The sequence below is a fragment of the Pseudomonas putida W15Oct28 genome, from assembly GCF_000708715.2.
Taxonomy (GTDB): Bacteria; Pseudomonadota; Gammaproteobacteria; order Pseudomonadales; family Pseudomonadaceae; genus Aquipseudomonas; species Aquipseudomonas putida_R.
In genome coordinates, this window is the sequence record NZ_JENB01000021.1 from 96,550 (window position 1) to 111,564 (window position 15,015).

General features: G+C 65.2%; 13 protein-coding genes. 3 read left to right on the forward strand and 10 right to left on the reverse strand.

All coding sequences use genetic code 11. The annotated features are described in order from the left end of the window. Positions 1-265: 265 nt before the first annotated feature. The 6 genes from AK81_RS16545 to AK81_RS16570 are packed head-to-tail and all read right to left on the reverse strand — an operon-like array spanning position 266 to position 7,080. Positions 266-1,900, reverse strand: coding sequence for a protein BatD (locus tag AK81_RS16545; RefSeq protein WP_043200478.1), 1,635 nt, complete (start codon positions 1,898-1,900; stop codon positions 266-268). Continuing rightward, complete coding sequence (locus AK81_RS16550) at positions 1,897-3,615, reverse strand: vWA domain-containing protein (protein WP_043200480.1); 1,719 nt, start codon at positions 3,613-3,615, stop codon at positions 1,897-1,899. The genes AK81_RS16545 and AK81_RS16550 overlap by 4 nt, the downstream gene beginning before the upstream one ends. After that, positions 3,612-4,688, reverse strand: coding sequence for a vWA domain-containing protein (locus AK81_RS16555; protein ID WP_043200482.1), 1,077 nt, complete (start codon positions 4,686-4,688; stop codon positions 3,612-3,614). Before AK81_RS16555 ends, AK81_RS16550 begins: the two co-directional genes overlap by 4 nt. Further along, positions 4,681-5,175, reverse strand: a complete 495-nt coding sequence (locus AK81_RS16560) for a DUF4381 domain-containing protein (protein ID WP_043200483.1) — start codon at positions 5,173-5,175, stop codon at positions 4,681-4,683. Before AK81_RS16560 ends, AK81_RS16555 begins: the two co-directional genes overlap by 8 nt. Continuing rightward, a complete protein-coding gene (locus tag AK81_RS16565; RefSeq protein ID WP_043200484.1) occupies positions 5,172-6,116 on the reverse strand; it encodes a DUF58 domain-containing protein in 945 nt (314 codons plus the stop codon). The genes AK81_RS16560 and AK81_RS16565 overlap by 4 nt, the downstream gene beginning before the upstream one ends. A gap of 4 nt (positions 6,117-6,120) precedes the next feature. Beyond that, a complete protein-coding gene (locus tag AK81_RS16570) occupies positions 6,121-7,080 on the reverse strand; it encodes an AAA family ATPase (protein ID WP_016500830.1) in 960 nt (319 codons plus the stop codon). A gap of 231 nt (positions 7,081-7,311) precedes the next feature. Between AK81_RS16570 and AK81_RS16575 the strand changes: the two genes are divergently transcribed. Further along, the gene (locus tag AK81_RS16575) at positions 7,312-8,610 is read left to right on the forward strand and encodes a phospholipase effector Tle1 domain-containing protein (RefSeq protein ID WP_043200485.1); all 1,299 of its coding nucleotides are present in this window, start codon (positions 7,312-7,314) and stop codon (positions 8,608-8,610) included. A gap of 151 nt (positions 8,611-8,761) precedes the next feature. Here the strand turns inward: AK81_RS16575 and AK81_RS16580 are convergent, their stop codons facing one another. The 4 genes from AK81_RS16580 to AK81_RS16595 all read right to left on the reverse strand — a co-directional run bounded on the left by AK81_RS16580 (position 8,762) and on the right by AK81_RS16595 (position 12,554). Next, a complete protein-coding gene (locus AK81_RS16580) occupies positions 8,762-9,979 on the reverse strand; it encodes an MFS transporter (RefSeq protein WP_043200486.1) in 1,218 nt (405 codons plus the stop codon). Between the two features lie 53 nt (positions 9,980-10,032). Next, on the reverse strand, positions 10,033-10,761 hold the full coding sequence (locus AK81_RS16585) for a type 1 glutamine amidotransferase (RefSeq protein WP_043200487.1): 729 nt from the start codon (positions 10,759-10,761) through the stop codon (positions 10,033-10,035). Between the two features lie 72 nt (positions 10,762-10,833). After that, positions 10,834-11,727, reverse strand: a complete 894-nt coding sequence (locus tag AK81_RS16590; protein WP_043200488.1) for a dihydrodipicolinate synthase family protein — start codon at positions 11,725-11,727, stop codon at positions 10,834-10,836. Between the two features lie 44 nt (positions 11,728-11,771). Next, a complete protein-coding gene (locus tag AK81_RS16595) occupies positions 11,772-12,554 on the reverse strand; it encodes an aldolase (RefSeq protein ID WP_012271240.1) in 783 nt (260 codons plus the stop codon). 208 nt (positions 12,555-12,762) lie between these two features. Here AK81_RS16595 and AK81_RS16600 point away from each other — a divergent pair, with 208 nt between their 5' ends. Together AK81_RS16600 and AK81_RS16605 are read left to right on the forward strand one after the other, a co-directional pair. Then, positions 12,763-14,115 carry a HEAT repeat domain-containing protein gene (locus AK81_RS16600; protein WP_154100805.1) on the forward strand — a complete coding sequence of 451 codons (1,353 nt, stop codon included), beginning with the start codon at positions 12,763-12,765 and terminating at the stop codon, positions 14,113-14,115. Positions 14,116-14,135: 20 nt separating this feature from the next. Then, entirely contained in the window at positions 14,136-14,576 is a 441-nt protein-coding gene (locus tag AK81_RS16605) for a GNAT family N-acetyltransferase (RefSeq protein ID WP_043200489.1), read from the forward strand. Positions 14,577-15,015: the final 439 nt, after the last annotated feature.

Genomic DNA, 15,015 nt, shown 5'->3' on the forward strand with positions numbered 1-15,015 from the left:
TCCCACATTTGTTTCGGGCCAGTCACTGCTGTAAGTTCACCTCGGTCCGCCTTGGTTGTTCCATTCAATGCCAAGGATTGCACAGCTGCTCTTAATCAATCTCCGGTCATGCACCCAGGGTGCGCGCGCCTCTGTTACAGGCGTAACTGGCCCGAAATAAATGTGGGAGCGGGCTTGCCCCGCGAAGCGCCGCGCGGGCGGCGCTCGATCTCACAGGCGCTAAAAATGTGGTGGCGAACACTTGGTGGCCCTGACCCCGCTTCCCTTACTTGGGATAAAGCGGCGGCAAGCTGCCATTGTCACCCGCCGGCAGCAACACCTGCTCGGCCGGCGGAATGGTGCCGATCGCTCGCCACAAGTCCTCACCCTGCCAATACTGCCCGCTCTCGCTGTACAACGCCCCGTTCAACCCGTCCAGCGCATCCGACAACGGCACGAAGCGCGCCGCCATCTCGGCCAGGGTTTCCGGCTGTTGCCGGGCCCAGGCATCCAGCGCCTGGCGGGTAGCCTGCGGATCGTTCGCCAGGCACGCACGCTTGAGGTCGTCCAGCAGGGTACGCGGGCTTGGTCCGTTCTGCGCAGCACGCAGCACCGCAGGCCGCGAGCGGGCGCGCCACCACAGGGCAAAGCCAAGCAGGGTGGTCAGGGCGAACACCAAAGTGGCCAGCTGCCACGGCCACAGCAGGGTACTGGCACTGCTGTTGTCGCCCACCGGGGTGTCGGCGCTCAGCGCCGGGTTGTCTTGCACGTTCAATGTGCGCGCCGGCAGGCTGGTGTGCTCCAGGTGGTCTTCGCGGGTGTTCCACCAGGCCACTTCCAGCGCCGGCAGGGCCAGCGTGCCCGCGTGGGTGGGCACCAGTGCCTCGCGCTCTTCGCGGTTGGCGGTCATGCCACGCTCGCTGATTTCGTTGCGCAGCAGCGGCTGGTCGGGGTAGCGGCGCAGGCCGATGATCTCTGTGGCCGGCAGCGGTGGCAGCTGGGTGCTGGACAAGCCTTCGGCACGCAAAGTGATGTTACGCGTCAGCGAGTCGCCAATCTGCACCTGTTGGCTGTCGGGGGCGGGATTCCAGTGTTCTTCCAGTGTCAGGCTGCGCGCAGGCAGCCACGGCACATCGGCTGGCCAGGCGGCCGGGACAGGGCGCACGGCCAGCCGCAGCGGCAGCGAGTTGACCTGCACCTGGCGGCCGGCACGGGCCGTACCGTTGGCCTGCGGGGCTTCGTCATTGCTGGCTGCGGCGGTGGCAGTGAACGTCAGCGGCGGGATTTCGAGGCTGCCACTTTGCTGGGCGTACACCGCATAGCGGGTTTCGATCACGCCGTGGCGCACGCCGTTGATTTCCTTTTCATACGTGCGCGATTCGCCCAGTGGCTCGACCTTGGCGTTCTCCAGTTGCAGCGGGCTGAGGTTGCTGTCGTCGTACAGCGCCACCGAATGGTAGATGCGCAGGGTCAGCACGGCCTGGGCCTGGACGTAGACGTCGCTGCTGTCGAGGGTCGCTTCGATGAACACTTGCGAGGCGCTGTCCTGGCGGCTGGCATCGGCCTGCAGCACCTGCAGTTCGATGGCCTGACTGTGCGACTGGCCCAGCTGCAACTCGGGAATGCGCAGGCTGCCGCTGCGCCGTGGCAGCAGGGTGATGATCCAGCGGGTGCTGGCGCGGGTTTCGCCGTCGAGGGTGTGCAGGCTGTTCAGCTGGCGCGTACCACGCACTTCGAAGTCGCCTTCCAGGGCATGCAGGTCGGGCTTGCCGAACTGGGTGACGTCCTGGCTTTCCAGGGTCAGCTCCAGGCTCTCGCCGGCTTCCAGGCGGGTACGGTCAACGCTGGCTTGCAGCAGCGGCTCGGCCTGGGCAAGCACGGCCCAGAGCAGGGTGAGAAGAAAGACGCCGAAGCGACTCATCGTGGGGTTTCCTGATGCAATTGCTGTTCATACCAGAATTTGCGCCGCAGCAGCTCCGCCGGATTATCGGGGATCTCCCGCAGCCATTGTTCCAGGGCCTGGCGCTGTTCGGTGTCGAGGTTGGTCGATACCGGGCGCTGTGGCGGCTGGATGACATTGTCGTCAGCACCCGCCTGGTTGCCGGGCGTGGCCTGGCTGTTGTTGCTGCCTTCACCGGGCTGTTCGGCGTTGGCTTGCTCGTCGCTGCCGGGCGTGCCCTGGGCCGGGCTGCTGGCCGAGCTGCTATTGCCCTCGGTTTCGCTGCCGGGGGTACCTTGGGCATCGCTGTTGGCCGGCTGTTCTTCGGCCTTGGCCTCGCGCTGTTGCAGCATTTGTTGCACCAGCGCCTGGTTGTCCAGCGCGGGTTGCAGGTCTGGCTGGCGCTCCAGGGCTTGCTCGTAGGCGTCCAGGGCGGCTTCCAGTTCGCCGCTGCGGGCCAGGGCATTGCCTCGATTGTAGTGGGCGGCGGCCGTATCGCCTTGGGAAAACGCCTCGGCGGCACCGGCGTAGTCGCCGGCCTGGTACAGGGCCATGCCGCGCCACTGCGGGTTGTGGAAGTGGCGTGCGGCGCTGGCCGGGCGGTTTTGCTCGAGCAGGCGTTGGCCTTGCTGGTCGGGGCGCAGCCACAGGTCGTTGAATTCGAAGGCCTGGCTGGGCTGTGGCAGGGCCAGCAGCAGTGGCAGGCAGAACAGCCAGCCGCGACGGCCGGCACAGGCAGCCAGCAACAGCAACGGGATCAGCAGCCAGTAACCCTGGTCGGCCCAGCTGTCCAGTTGCAGGGTCTGGCCGTCATTGCGCCCGGTGCGCGGGTTGTCAAACAGGCCCAAACCGCGCAGGTCGAGGTCGTCGATACGGGCATGCCGGTAGCGCCCGCCAGTGCCGCTGATGAAGCCCTTGAGGCTGGCGCTGTCCAGCCGTGGCAGCAAGATGCCGCCCTGGTCGTCCTTGAGGTATTCGCCGCTGGCCTGGCGCACCGGGGCGCCTTCGCGGCTGCCGATACCCAGCATCAGCAGGCTCGGGCCCTGGCGGCCGAGGGCCTGGCTGATGCCTTGGCGTTCCGGGGCGCTCAGCGACGAGCCGATCAGCAGCAAACGGCCTTGGCCCAGGCCACTCTGGGCCAGCAGGGCCAGGCCCTTTTGCACGGCCAGGTCGGCGCGCTGGCCGGGTTTTGGCATGATCGACGGGTCGATGGCCTCCAGCAGGTTGCGGGTGGTGGCCAGGTCATCGGACAGCGGCACAAGGGTGTGCGCAGAGCCTGCATACACCACCAGCGCAGTCTGGCTGTCGCGGCGGTGTTCGAGCAGGTCGAGGACCTTGCGCCGCGCCTGCTCCAGGCGGTTGGGCGGGCTGTCTTCGGCGAGCATCTGCGGGGTCAGCTCCAACAGGATCACCAGCGGGTCGGCCGGACGTTGGCGGCTTTCTTCCACCCGCTGCCAGCTGGGCCCGAGCAGGGCCAGGACCACCAGCGCCCAGGCCAGGCCCAGTGCTATCCACGGCAGCTTGCTGGCGCTGCCGCTGCCACCGCCCAGCAATACGCCATGGAAGGCGGGCGGCAAGATCATCTGCCAGCGCCCGGCGCGCTTGCGCCGGTGCCACAACTTGTAGAGCAGCCAGCCGAGCAGGGGCACGGCCAGCAACCACAGCGGGCGAAGCCATTGGGGCCACAGGTCGATCATCGCCGCCTCCTCAGGCGCAGGCGCTTCAGGCGCTGGCGCCATTCCGGGTGCGGTTGCAGGAAACGCCGCTTGCGCAGCAGGCGTTGCAGCAAGTTGTCGGGCCATTGCACGGCCACCACTAGCAGCACGCTGAGCAGCAGCGCCAGGGCCAGGGGCCAGGCGTACAGGGCCTGGGCCGTGCGTGCCTGGGTCGGTTGCTGGGCTACCGGCTCCAATTGGTCGAGGGTGTCGCCGATGGCGCCCAGTTCGGCACCGTCATGGGCTCGGAAATAGGCCCCGTGGGTAATGTCGGCGATTTCCTTGAGTGAGGCTTCATCCAGGTCCAGGCTCGGGTTAAGGCCAAGCAGGCCGGGAGTGCCACTGGCTTCGGGGTTGGCGCCGATGCCGATGGTGTAGATGCGCACCCCTTCCTGGGCAGCCAGGCGGGCAGCGGTCAGCGGGTGGATTTGCCCGCCGTTGTTGGCGCCGTCGGTGATCAGCACCAGGACGCGGCTTTGTGCCGGCCGCTGGCGCAGGCGCTTGACCGCCAGGCCAATGGCGTCACCGATGGCGGTGTTCTTGCCGGCGATGCCGATCTGCGCTTCGTCGAGGAAGGTGCGCACGGTGCGCCGGTCGAAGGTGAGCGGCGCCTGCAGGTAGGCCTGGCTGCCGAACAGGATCAGGCCCACGCGGTCGCCTTCACGGTCTTGCAGGAAGTCGCCCATCAGCGCCTTGACCAGGTCGAGGCGGCTGATGTCTTCGTTTTGCCACTGCATATCGGGGAAGTCCATCGACCCGGACACGTCCACCGCCACCAGCAGGTCGCGGCCACTGGCGGCTACCGGTACCGGTTCACCCAGCCATTGCGGGCGGGCGGCGGCGCACAGCAGCAACAGCCAGATGACGACGAACGGCGCCTGCTGGCGCCAGGTGGGCAGGTTGAGCCGTGCGCGACGCCCGGCCAGGCCTTCCAGTTCGTTGAGGAAGCCTACCTTGAGCACCGGCTCGCCGCTGTCGGCGGCCGGCAGCAGCAGGCGCGCCAGCCAAGGCAGCGGCAACAGGGCGAAGACCCACGGCCAGGCCAGTTCAAACATGCTTGCGGATCCAGGTTTCGACGGCTTGGCTGAGCCCGACAATGGCCTTGTCGTCGAGCTTGCACTCGGGCTTGTAGGCGCCCTCTACCAGTACCATCCAGCGGGTCAGGCCCGCGGCCGGGCAGCGGTTGTCGAGAAACGCCAGCCACTGGCGGCCGTTGAGGGTGTGGCTGTTGGCACCCGGATAATGGCTGCGGCACAGGCGCTTGAGCAGGGCATTGATCTGTTGCAGCCAGGCGCCGGCCGGGGCGCCGTCGTACGGGCGCGGCAGGCGTGCCAGCTCGGCCAGGGCTTCCACACGCACCGGGTCCAAGGGTTGTTCGGCGCGCACGATGCGGCGTTTGCCCGGGCGCCAGCGGCGCAGCCGCCACAGGCCCCAGCCCAGCAGTGGCAGCACGGCCAGCAGCAGCCACCAGCCGGGTGCCGGCGGCCACAGGCCGACAGGCGCCGGGTCGATCAGCGGGTGCAACTGATCGAGCGGGTTCATGACGCGCTCCTTGGCCGCTGGGCGTTCAGGTATTCGCGCAGTTGCTCGACCATGTCGCTTTGAGTGCTAAGTGGCATCAGCACGACGCGCAGCTTCTGCGCCATCAGCTCCCAACGCTCGATGCGTGCCTCGGCCTGCTTGCGATAGGCCTGGCGCAGGTTGGCGTCCAGGGTGTCGAGCTCCAGCTGCGCGCTGCGCTGGGCAAAGCGTAACAGGCCGGCGGCGGGCAGGGCGTGGTCGAGCGGGTCGGATACCGGCAACAACAGCAGGTCGCAGTGGCGCGAGAGCATGGCCAGGTGCTGTTCGCACTGTGCGGTCAGCGAACGCTCGTCACAGATGACAATGGCCAGGCTGCCCGGGCGCAGTACTTCGCGCGCCCGGCGCAAGGCCAGGCCAAGGCTGTCGGCCTGTGGCACGGCTTCGGTGTGCAGCGACTGGTTGACCTTGGCCAGGCGGTTGAGCAGTTGCAGCAGGCTCTGCTTGCTGCGCCGGGGCTTGATTTCGTGGGGGTCGTTATCGCCGAATACCAGCCCGCCGATGCGGTCGTTGTGGCCCAGCGCGGCCCAGCCGAACAGGGCTGCGGCCTGGGCCGCCAGCACCGACTTGAACAGCAGGCCTGAACCGAAGAACAGCCGCTGGCTTTGCTCGACGAGGATGAAGATGGGCCGCTCGCGCTCTTCGTGGAACAGCTTGGTGTGCGGTTCCTGGGTGCGTGCGGTGACGCGCCAGTCGATGTTGCGCACATCGTCGCCGGCCTGGTACACGCGCACCTGGTCGAAGTCCACCCCGCGCCCGCGCAGCTTGGAGTGGTGCAGGCCCACCAGCGGGCTGCGTTGGCCTGGCTTGGAAAACAACTGGATTTCGCGCACGCGGTGGCGCATGTCGATCAGCTCGGCAAGGCCGATGCGGATGCCGGTTTCGGCCAGCTGCGTGGTGGGCATGGGCTCAGGCAACGGCGACGACGTCGAGGATGCGCTGGACCACGCGGTCCTGGTCGATCCCCGCCGCCTCGGCCTCGAACGAGAGGATGATGCGGTGGCGCAGCACGTCGAACAGCACTGCCTGGATGTCTTCGGGGCTGACGAAGTCGCGCCCTGCCAGCCAGGCGTGGGCACGCGCGCAGCGGTCCAGCGAGATGGAACCGCGTGGGCTGGCGCCGTAGGCGATCCAGTCGGCCAGCTCGGTGTCGAACTTGGCCGGGGTGCGGGTGGCCATCACCAGCTGTACCAGGTATTCCTCCACCGCGTCGGCCATATAAAGGCCAAGGATTTCCTTGCGCGCGGCAAAGATGGCCTGCTGGCTGACCCGGCGCTCGGGCTTGGTTTCGCCGCCCAGGGCTTCGCCACGGGCCTGCGCCAGGATGCGCCGCTCTACCGCAGCGTCGGGGAAGCCGATTTTCACGTGCATCAGGAAGCGGTCGAGCTGCGCTTCGGGCAGCGGGTAGGTACCTTCCTGCTCGATCGGGTTCTGCGTGGCCATGACCAGGAACAGCGGCGACAGGTCGTAGGTGCTTCGGCCCACGCTGACCTGGCGCTCGGCCATGGCTTCGAGCAGTGCCGACTGCACCTTGGCCGGGGCGCGGTTGATTTCGTCAGCCAGTACCAGGTTGTGGAAGATCGGCCCCTGCTGGAACACGAAACTGCCGGTTTCCGGGCGGTAGATTTCGGTACCGGTGATGTCGGCCGGGAGCAGGTCAGGGGTGAACTGGATGCGATGGAACTGCGCCTCGATGCCTTCGGCGAGTTCTTTGATGGCCTTGGTCTTGGCCAGGCCCGGCGCACCTTCGACCAGCATGTGGCCGTCGGCCAGCAGCACGATCAACAGCCGTTCGACCAGTTTCTCCTGGCCTAGGATCTGGGAAGAAAGAAAGGTGCGCAGCGCGGTCAGCGCTTCACGGTGTTCCATCGGCGACGGTTCCTGGTATGGGGCCGCAGGCGGGGCTGGAGGCAGCTGCCCTGGCAAGGGGTGATACTTTAATCCATCCGGGGGGGTGGCGACCAATGGCGGCTTGGAAATTTATCCGGCCCTGGGCCATGCAAGTACAGAAATGTCCTGCAAATGGCTGGCCATAGGCTGATGTTCTGCGGCGGCGCCCTGGCGCCTGCTTGTGCTTTTGACGCAAGCAGGAGCACCACGATGGAACTGAACAACAGCAGTACTGCAACCGCTGCGCCGGTCACCCTCCGGTTCGGCGTGTTTTTCGACGGCACGGGTAACAACCAGCACAACGCGATGCCAGCGCATGCAAATGGCGGCAAGGGCGCCAGTTATGCCAACGCTTTGAGCAATGTGGCCCTGTTGCATGCGCTGTACCCGGCGCAGGCGGCCGATACCGATGGGGCCTTGGCGTTTCTGAAATGCTATGTGGAGGGGGTGGGTACCCTCGCTGGTGAGGCGGATGGCGCCTATGCCTCGGCCACCGGGGGTGGGCGCACGGGCGCGCAAGCGCGGGTTGCCGAAGCCTTGGCGGGGCTTGCGGGGCAACTGCAGGATTGGCGCCAGGCGCATCCGCAGGCCGTGCTCGCGCGGGTCGAGTTCGACTTGTTGGGCTTCAGCCGGGGTGCGGCGGCGGTGCGTCATTTGGCGAATCTGCTGCACGATGACGGCGGCAGGCTGCTGGCAGTACCTTGCGGCATCACGATCAATTTCATCGGCTTGTTCGACACCGTGGCAGCGATGATTGCGCCGTTGCAGGGTGACTTCGACCCTGCCGACGACCGCCATGGCGGCTTGTGCCTGGGGCTGGGTGCGGGCATTGCCCTGGACGTGGTGCAACTGGTGGCAGGGGATGAGCAGCGGCACAACTTTCCATTGGTGAGCAGCGGTCACGACATCGTGTTGCCGGGTGTGCACTCGAATATTGGCGGTGGTTACCCGAACAGTACGCTAGAGCAGGTACTGCTGTGCAAACCGCAGTCACAGCGTGTATCGCTGGGCACCCGCGCCGAACAGACCCGCGCGTATGCCACGGTCAGCGCCTTGTTGGCTTCGACGTTTGGCGGCCAGGGTGCGCGGGTGATTACCTGGGAGGACGCGATTGCCGGTGGGCGGCCGGACGAGGCGCAAAAGCAGGTGTATGCGGCGGTGCACCGTGAACGGGAGGTGGCGGGGCAGCTTTCCCGGGTGTACTTGAGCGTCATGCGTGAACTGGCGGTGCGTGCAGGGGTGCCGTTTGAGCCGTTGGGCGGGCGGGCAGAGCACCAGGTGCCTGATGAATTGGTGGGTATTAGCCGCAAGCTGCATGATTTTGCCTTGGGTGTCAGTGACGAGATGGGGTTGACCGAGCAGGAGCAGTGCTTGTTGCGTGACAGGTACGTGCATACGTCGGCGAACTGGAATGCCTTGAAGGGGTTGCGCAACAGTGTGCTGGATGTGTTGTTCGTCAACAGGCCCGGAGTGGATGGACGTTTAGTGCATGCGAACCCGGCATCCTGACAACCGACAGTGCACCGCCGACCTTGTGGGAGCGGGCATGCCCGCGAAGCAGGCTGCGCGGAGGATGGCACGGGCTTCGCCCGTGTTCGCGGGCAAGCCCGCTCCCACAGTGATCGCGCAAGCCTTTGGATATTGAGCAGGACAGTTGCTCCTACACGGTGCGCGCCAGCGGTTCAGCAGTTCGTTTCCTGGCCAGGTACGCCTCCTGCGCCAGGGTCAGCAGCACGGTCAGCAGCATGAACACCACCGAAGCGATGAAAATGCCCTCAGGCAGGCGCTGGTCGAGCATCCAGCCGAACGCAATGGGCCCGATGGCGCCGCCGATATTGAAGCCGGTCGAAACCAGTCCGAAGGTTTTGCCCTCGGCACCCCGTGGCGCTGCTGCCTTGACCAGCATGTCCCGCGATGGCGCGATGACCCCGGTCAGCAAGCCAATGGCCCCCAGCACCACCACCAATGCCCAGCCCTGCACCAGCCCCAGCGCCACCAGCGTCGTCAGCGCCGCCGCCAGGGCAAAGGCCAGGGCGGCCACCAGGCCATGGCGCCGGGTGCGGTCAGCCAAGGCCCCGCCGCACAAAACGCCCACTGCACTGCACAGCAGAAAGGCCGTGAGCGCCGTGTTGGCCCAGGCCAGGGTCAGGCCTTGGCCCTGGACCAGGGCGGCTACCGAGAATTTCTCGATGGCACTGGTGCTCAGGTTCAGCAGGACGAACAGCACCGTCAACACACCAATCATCGGCGTGAGCAAGCGCACGCGGCCCGGCGCAGCGGCAGGTCCGGCGTCACTTGTGCCGCCATGCCCGGATACCTGATAGACACCGCTGCCGGGCACCGAAATTAGCAGCAAAGCGGCAACACCCACCACTGCACCCGCTGCCAAGGCTGCCTGCGTACCGAACGCGGCGGCAATGCCGAGAAACACCGCAGGCGTTACCGCCGAACCGAGAAAGCCGGCGAACGTATGGATCGAAAACGAGCGCCCCAGGCGATCTTGCTCGATGCCGTTGGCCAGCAACGCGTAGTCGGCAGGGTGGTAAACGCCATTGGCCAGGCCGGCCATGGCCATCGCTACCAGCAACACTGCATAGCCGGGGCTGACCGCAAGCAGCAGGAAACTGAGGCTGCCCAGCAGCAACCCTGCCTTGAGCACCTTGCGCGCACCGTAGTGGTCGACGGCAAAGCCCAGCGGTGCCTGCACCAATGCGGAGACGATGTTGAACACCGCCAGGGCTACGCCAAGCTCGACGAACCCCACGCCCAGCAGGCCGGGGAGCACGGGCAGCAATGCCGGGATCAGCATGATGTGCACATGGCTGACGAAGTGCACGGCAGCAATTTGTGTAAGTAGCTTGGGGCCAGCGTGGGGCATGTCGAAACCTTTAAGTGGCAGTCAGGGTAGTCTGCTGTGATGTCTCGTCAGGTTTACGTGATGGGGTTGGCTGAATAGTCCTCCACCAATTTGTCGAGGAACACATAGAGCTTCTGGTTCATCTCATCCCAGTTGTTGGCGCGCAGTGCGGCAGGTTGCTGCACGAAGCGGTGGCCGGTGAGGGTGGCCAGGTCAGCTTCGGATGCGGCAATCAGCAGTTCGACTACCTCCTTGGTGAACTCCATGTGGCACTGGAAGCCATACACCAGCGGGGTGTACTCGACGATCTGGTGCGGGCAGCCTTCGCTAGCTGCGAGGATTTTGGCGTCGGCCGTCAGGCCTGGCATGTCGTTGTGCCAGTGGCCGACTTGCAGCACTTCGCCAAAGTGGCTGACCTTGTCATTGGCTTTACCTTCGAGCGTCAAGCTGATGGGGAATTTGCCAATCTCTTTTTCCGGACTGTGAGCGAATCTGGCCCCCAGCGCCTCGCCAATGAGCTGGGCACCCAGGCATACCCCGACGACGGCTTTGCCAGCTGTGATGGCTTGCTGGATGAGCCGGCATTCGGCGGCGGCATTGAAGTGTGGGCATTGCGCGACGGTTGTAGCGGGGGCTTGCGGCCCGCCCAGCACGACCAGCAGGTCGAAGTGGCTTGCATCTGCTGGCAAGGCCTGGTCTGCGTAGACACGGGAGTAACTGGCCTCATGGCCTCGCGTTCTGCCCCAGGTTTCGTACGCGCCGGGTGCTTCGAACGGTTCGTGGACGATGAAATGGACTTTCATGGTGACTCTCTGAATGAGCGCGCGGCAGGCATAACCCGACAGCGAGGTGCTGCCGGGCCGGTGTCGATGTTGTCAGCAGGCCGCGCCCAGTTCGGCCAGCAGGCCTTTCAGGTAGGTACTGCCCTGCGCGTCCAGCGGCTGCAGGGGCAGGCGTGGGGCGCCGACATCCTGGCCGAGCATTTTCAGGCCGGCCTTGATGGTGGTGGGCAGGCCGCGGCGGGTGATGTACTCCAGCAGCTCGTACTGGCGGTAGAACAGCCCACGGGCTTCGGCCAGGTCGCCTTGCTGCACGGCGTCCCACAGCGCCAGGTTCAGTGCCGGGATCAGGTTGGGGGCGGCGGTGCACCAGCCCGTGGCGCCGGCTACCAGGGCTTCCAGGGTCAGCGGGTTGCAGCCGTTGTAGAACGCCACCTGGCCATCGGTGGCCTTGAACAGGCGGTGCATGCGCTGAATGTCACCGGTGCTTTCCTTGACCATGGTCACATTGGGCACTTCGCCGAGGATGCGCAGGATCAGCTCCACCGACAGGTCGGTGCCGCTGGTGCCGGGGTTGTTGTAGAGCATGATCGGGATGTCGATGGCCGCGCCGACGGCCTTGTAGTGGGCGATCACTTCGGCTTCGGTGAGCTTCCAGTAGGAAATGGGCAGCACCATCACCGCCGTGGCGCCGCAGGCCTGCGCCAGGCGGGCGCGCTGCACGGTACGGGCGGTGGTCAGGTCGGAAACGCTGACCACGCTGGGCACGCGCCCGGCAATGCGTGCCTGGCTGAAGCGCACCACGGTTTCCCACTCGCTGTCGGACAGGTAGGCCCCTTCGCCAGTACTGCCCAGCGGGGCGATGGCGTGCACGCCGTCTGCGATCAGGCTGTCGATGGATGTGCCCAGCGCATCCAGGTCCAGCGTGCCGTCAGCCGTGAAGGGAGTGATGGTGTAGCCGATAACGCCGCGAACTACAGGTGTAGACATGACCAGGCACCTCTGCCGTTGTTGAGGAAAGAGTACAGCTTCGATCAGCCCAGGCAGTCGCCGTGGGCACGCAAGGCCCGGCGCGCGTAGTAGCTGAACGCGGCGCCGTGGCGTTTGGGGGTGGAGATCCAGTCGTGGGCTTCTTTGCCCAGTGCTTCGGGGATGGGGCGGATGTCACCGGCGCCCATGGCCAGCAGTTGCATCTTTGCTGCGCGTTCGAACAGCAGGGCGAGCACGCAGGCTTCCTCGATCGAGCCACCGGCAATCAGCAGGCCGTGGTGCGAAAGCAGGATCGCACGCTTGTCACCGATCGCCTTGGCGATGATTTCACCTTCCTCGTTGCCCACCGGCACGCCGGGCCATTCCTTGAGGAATGCGCAATCATCGAACAACGGGCACAGGTCCATGTGCGAGATGGCCAACGGCACCTCCAGCATCGACAGGGCAGCGCTGTGCAGCGGGTGGGTGTGGATGATGCAGTTGACGTCGGGGCGGGCCCGGTACAGCCAGCTGTGGAAACGGTTGGCCGGGTTGGCCATGCCGCGGCCTTGCAGCACGGTGAGGTCCTCGTCCACCACCAGCAGGTTGGAGGCGGCGATTTCGTCGAAGCCCAAGCCCAGTTGCTGGGTGTAGTAGGTGCCAGGCTCCTGCGCACGCGCGGTGATCTGCCCGGCCAGGCCGGAGTCATGGCCGCCGTCGAACAGGATGCGGCAGGTGAGGGCAAGTTTTTGCCGGGCGGTGTAGGTGTTGTCGGCCAGCGCCGTCAGCATCTGTTGCTGGGCGAGTTTGACCAACTGGTCCTTGGGGGTGTGCATGGTGGTCGTCATGGGCGGTACCTGCGTGGGAAAGGGCGGGTACTGGCTGATCGTCGTAGTGGCGTTGCCAGGACACATGGCGATATTAATGACACATTGTGTCATGTGCAAGCGTTGTGTCATTCGCGACAACGGGGCCCCTGCGCAGCCCATCCGACCGCGCCTGCCTGCAAGCATGCGTGGTAGGGTCTGACTACAAACCCACTGAAAGGAAGCGCAGGTGACCTCTGTACGCAGCTGGCTTGAATGGATGACAGCCAAAAGACCGGTATCCGAATGGGCCGACTGGCGGCGCAACGAAGCGCTGGAGCTGATTGCGCGTGCTGACCAGGACGGCAGCTGGGAGGCATTGAGCCGCCATTCCAATGGTTTTGTGCGCGAGGTGGCAGTGCGGGCATTGAGCACCGCTGCTTCGCCTCAGGCATTGGTGGCGTTGGTCGAGCGCCTGAATGACTGGGTCCCGCAGGTGCGTGAGCTGGCCGCTGCGGGTGTACAGCCGTACCTGACCAGCGAGCATGTACCGTCATTGCTGCATGCACTCGACCCGTTGATAGCGCTGGCAGGCCAACAGCGCATCGATCATGGCGCCACACTGGTCAGCGTGCGTCAGATTTTGCAAGCGCCACAGGTGCGCGCCCAGGTGCTGGGCAATTTCATGGAGCGCCAAGGCAAGGCGGCGCGGTTTCTGTTTGCGCTGCTGCTCGATACCGACGAGCCGGCAACGCCACTTCTGGGCAGCGCGCTGGCCCACCGCGAAATCGTCGTGCGCTGCCTGGCCCTTGATGCCTGTCGCAAGCTTCCCCCGGAGCAGGCAGTACCCCTGTTGCATGCAGCCTTGGCGCAGCCGGTTGCCCGGGTTCGTGTCGGTGCGTTGCAAGTACTGCTGCCTTTGCTCGACGACCCACGGGAGGTGCTGCGTGTGGCGCTGCTGGATGCATCGGCAGCCGTGCGTAGCCTGGCGCGTTGGGAGGCCAAACGACAGGGTATCGATGTCGGGGCGGTGCTGAATGCTGCGCTGGTGGGCAGCATGCCAAACCACAAACGCGAGTGGCTGGGGCTGCTTGGTCTTGCCATGGAGCTTGACCGGCAAGTGCCTGAGGTTTGGTGGCGGTCTGCCCTGCGTTCGCGCTATTCGTCTGTTCGGCTTCGTGCGGTAAACATGCCCGGAGATTGGCCGTTGTGCGCGCTGCTTGATGCGCTGGAAGACCCCAGCGACGAGGTGTTCAAGGGCATGATAAATCGCTTGGGCAAGTTACCGTGGTCCGCGCTTGGCGAGCCACTGGCGACCAGGCTGGATAGCTGTTGGCAGGAGTGCTCGCCAGAGCGTCGGCTGATGATGCTGCAGTTGCTGGCAGGCTGGCAGCAACTGGCATACCTGCTGAAACGGCTGGGCAACGAACCTGTGCTCGAGGCCGTCTGGCTGCGCGAAATTGCGCAGTGGTGCGACCGCCAATATCGGATCATCGACCCGGTCACCCCTGTTGCGGAGCGCGATAGGCTGATGGCGACGCTGCGCCGCCTTGCTGAGTTGAACCTTGTCGATCGCGCCGCGATTGATCGGGTGATTTGCTGAATGATTGATACGGTGAAGAAATGGCTCACGAATCAGATGTGCGGCTCGCTCGGCAAGCCGACCTTGATGCGCTCTTTGATCTTGATGTCATCGCGCAGCGCGAAGAAGACCGGAGGGAGTTCATTGCCCACGCGGTAGCTTGCGGCCAGTGCTGGGTGGCAATGGATGCTGACGATACTGCGCTGCTGTTGGGCTATGGCGTGCTGGACAACTCATTTTTTGGGCAGGACTTCATCCCGCTCATCGTGGTACGGGATTCGGCCCGTCGGCGTGGCGTAGGCGCTGCCCTTCTTCGTGGGCTGGAATCCCGGGCCCTGGGGGCCAAGCTGTTCACCTCCACCAATGCGTCGAACCTGCCGATGCAGGCGCTGCTTGAGAAGTGCGGTTTTATCGGCAGTGGTCAGGTTGAAAACCTGGATGAAGGCGACCCAGAGCTTGTTTTTGTGAAGTTCAGATCCTGATGCCTGCACCGGCAACGCCGGTGCCATCCACCGCGCTGGATGCTTCGCGGGCACGCCCGCTCCCACAGGTACAGCGCGGGCTTCAGGCTGATGCAGTACCTGTAGGAGCGGCTTCAGCCGCGAACACCGGCGAAGCCGGTGCCATCCACCGCGATGGATTCTTCGCGGGTAAACCCGCTCCCACAGGTACAGCGCAGGCTTCAGGCTAATGCAGTACCTGTAGGAGCGGCTTCAGCCGCGAACACCGGCGAAGCCGGTGCCATCCACCGCGATGGATTCTTCGCGGGTAAACCCGCTTGTGTCTTGGAGAGGGAATAGAATCTGAAGTGAGAGCGGTGAATGGCAAGCTGATAACCCGAGGTGCCCAGAGCACGTGTGGGAGCAAAAGCTGCCATTCACCGTTCCACTTTGGCGAGAGCCCGAACAGTTGGATGAGGGC

Coding starts and splice junctions, on each gene's coding strand:
- AK81_RS16545 (WP_043200478.1), bottom strand. CDS start 1,900: ATGAGTCGCTTCGGCGTCTTTCTTCTCACCCTGCTCTGGGCCGTGCTT.
- AK81_RS16550 (WP_043200480.1), bottom strand. CDS start 3,615: ATGATCGACCTGTGGCCCCAATGGCTTCGCCCGCTGTGGTTGCTGGCC.
- AK81_RS16555 (WP_043200482.1), bottom strand. CDS start 4,688: ATGTTTGAACTGGCCTGGCCGTGGGTCTTCGCCCTGTTGCCGCTGCCT.
- AK81_RS16560 (WP_043200483.1), bottom strand. CDS start 5,175: ATGAACCCGCTCGATCAGTTGCACCCGCTGATCGACCCGGCGCCTGTC.
- AK81_RS16565 (WP_043200484.1), bottom strand. CDS start 6,116: ATGCCCACCACGCAGCTGGCCGAAACCGGCATCCGCATCGGCCTTGCC.
- AK81_RS16570 (WP_016500830.1), bottom strand. CDS start 7,080: ATGGAACACCGTGAAGCGCTGACCGCGCTGCGCACCTTTCTTTCTTCC.
- AK81_RS16575 (WP_043200485.1), top strand. CDS start 7,312: ATGGAACTGAACAACAGCAGTACTGCAACCGCTGCGCCGGTCACCCTC.
- AK81_RS16580 (WP_043200486.1), bottom strand. CDS start 9,979: ATGCCCCACGCTGGCCCCAAGCTACTTACACAAATTGCTGCCGTGCAC.
- AK81_RS16585 (WP_043200487.1), bottom strand. CDS start 10,761: ATGAAAGTCCATTTCATCGTCCACGAACCGTTCGAAGCACCCGGCGCG.
- AK81_RS16590 (WP_043200488.1), bottom strand. CDS start 11,727: ATGTCTACACCTGTAGTTCGCGGCGTTATCGGCTACACCATCACTCCC.
- AK81_RS16595 (WP_012271240.1), bottom strand. CDS start 12,554: ATGACGACCACCATGCACACCCCCAAGGACCAGTTGGTCAAACTCGCC.
- AK81_RS16605 (WP_043200489.1), top strand. CDS start 14,136: ATGGCTCACGAATCAGATGTGCGGCTCGCTCGGCAAGCCGACCTTGAT.